This window comes from Acinetobacter sp. 12966 (assembly GCF_031196995.1).
GTDB classification, from domain to species: domain Bacteria; phylum Pseudomonadota; class Gammaproteobacteria; order Pseudomonadales; family Moraxellaceae; genus Acinetobacter; species Acinetobacter geminorum.
The window spans coordinates 1-2,114 of sequence record NZ_JAVIMC010000060.1 but is presented as its reverse complement, the minus strand read 5'-3'; the positions used below and the strand labels follow the sequence as shown (position 1 = coordinate 2,114).

The window sequence follows — 2,114 nt, the reverse complement described above, 5'->3', positions numbered from 1 at the left end:
CATTATTTTGGCTAGGATCACTGTTCACCTGATCTAGGTGTTTCGTTAACTGATTAAATTTTGATTTAATATTTTCTTCTATAGCTGGTGTAATTGCTAAATGATGTCCACGAATCGTTAATTGCATAATTCTATCCCTCACCTTTTTTAGGTTATCTAAAGAAGAACTAAAACGATTTAATGCTATCAAAAGAAATCTAGGAACAATTAAACCATTTTAGTTACTCTCTTGGTGAAAATGAAATTTCATTATTTCGTCATAATGAATCTCTAGAATAGCCATACTTCAAAATTCAGATCAAGACTTTTCTTTCAGAGGACGAAGGAATATGTAACGATTCTCGATATTTTGCGACCGTTCTTCGAGCAACTTCAATTCCCTCATCTTTTAATAATGTAGCAATTACATTATCTGACAAAGGCTTACGTGGATTTTCATTTGCGACTAGTTTCTTAATCATTGCCCGAATTGCGGTAGAAGAGGCCTCTCCTCCTGCTGTTGTTCCTACATGACTAGAGAAAAAATATTTCAGCTCAAATAGACCACGAGGCGTAAGCATATATTTATTTGTAGTTACACGAGAAACTGTAGATTCATGCAATTCGACTTCTTCTGCCACATCTCGAAGAACTAGCGGCTTCATTGCTTCAGGACCTATTTCCAAAAAGGCTTTTTGATGCTCCACAATACAAGAAGCTACTTTTAATAACGTTTTATGCCTTTCATCAATGCTTTTGATAAAGTTTTTCGCCTCAAGCATTTGATTACGTAAATATAAATTATCCTCACTCTGATCTGCTCTACGAATCATACTAGAGTAAAAACTATTAATTCTTAATTTAGGCAGCACATCTGGATTTAGTTGAACCTGCCAGTGTAAATCTTTTTTAGAAACCATCACATCTGGAATTTGATAGTCTGATTCTTCTTTATCAAAATCCATACCTGGATAGGGTTTTAATGTTTTTAAAAGATTGATTGCAAACTTCAATTGGTCTTTCGTTAAACCAGTTTGTTTGAGTAATTTATTTAGATCATTTGCTATTAAAAGCTCATAATATTGCAATAGGCTTTTTGCTTCGTTTAGATATTCAACATCTTTTGGTAGAAACTCTAGCTGTATCCTTAAACATTCCGCTAAATTACGCGAACCAATCCCTAAAGGATCAAGTCGTTGAATGTGTTTTAAAACAACTAAAACCTCATCCTCCTCAATCTCCTCCTCGATATCCATTTCATTCAATAATTGTTGTGCCGCTAAAATTATTTCTTCAATTTCAGCATCCAAGAAACCTTTATCATCTAATGCATCAACAATACAATAAGCAATTAATTGATCAATTTTAGAAAAATGCAAAAGATTAACTTGTTCTAAAATATGTTCCTTAAGAGATAATTGAACTTGGCGATTATCTTCCCGCTCTTCAAATTCTGGAGTAGCTAAAGCTGTTGATTGATGGGTATAAACATCATCCCACTCAGTATCAACGGGCAAATCATCAGGCAAATGGTTTGCATTTAGTTCCGTTGTTAAATCATCCGATTCTTTATTCTCTAATGTAGACAGACTTTCCGTTAACGACTCTTCTTCTATTTTTTCAAGCAAAGGATTACTATCTAGTTGAATCTGAATTTCCTGTTCAAGCTCTAAACTAGAGAGTTGTAACAAACGAATCGCCTGCTGCAATTGAGGTGTTAACGATAGAGAATTCGCTACTTTCAATCCAACAGATAATTTCATATATTTCATTTTCCATAAAACAAGCAAAAATCATGCCTATTCAACATTTATAACATATAGTCTCCATTTGTCATACATATCCAACTGAAATTTGTAGAAGAAAAAAGAGATTTTTCCAATTATAAAAATAGTTTTATTAAATTAATTCTATCAAACATGGTTCGAATATAAAGTCAGACACAAAATCTTGTTATAAAAAGTTAATTAGGAAGAGCTTGTTCTCTTTTAATTTTGTTTAATTGATTACCCTTCGGTTGTATAGTTTTTTCTATTAAATTTAAAGATTCAAATCATAGCTTACTATTTTATATTTATTCCCTACAAATATATTTTTCTCACACATAAAAAAATACCCCCATTCATAGGAATGGG

Annotated in this window: 1 protein-coding gene and 1 pseudogene; both read right to left on the bottom strand. The window is 32.3% G+C overall.

Annotated elements, in window-relative coordinates:
* Positions 1 to 127, bottom strand: a pseudogene (locus tag RFW85_RS09710) (HPF/RaiA family ribosome-associated protein); the annotation flags it as partial.
* Between the two features lie 166 nt (positions 128 to 293).
* Complete coding sequence (locus tag RFW85_RS09705; RefSeq protein ID WP_216076536.1) at positions 294 to 1,742, bottom strand: RNA polymerase factor sigma-54; 1,449 nt, start codon at positions 1,740 to 1,742, stop codon at positions 294 to 296.
* Positions 1,743 to 2,114: the final 372 nt, after the last annotated feature.

Excerpts from the sequence above, each read along its gene's own strand:
- RFW85_RS09705 (WP_216076536.1), bottom strand. The coding sequence starts at position 1,742 with ATGAAATTATCTGTTGGATTGAAAGTAGCGAATTCTCTATCGTTAACA.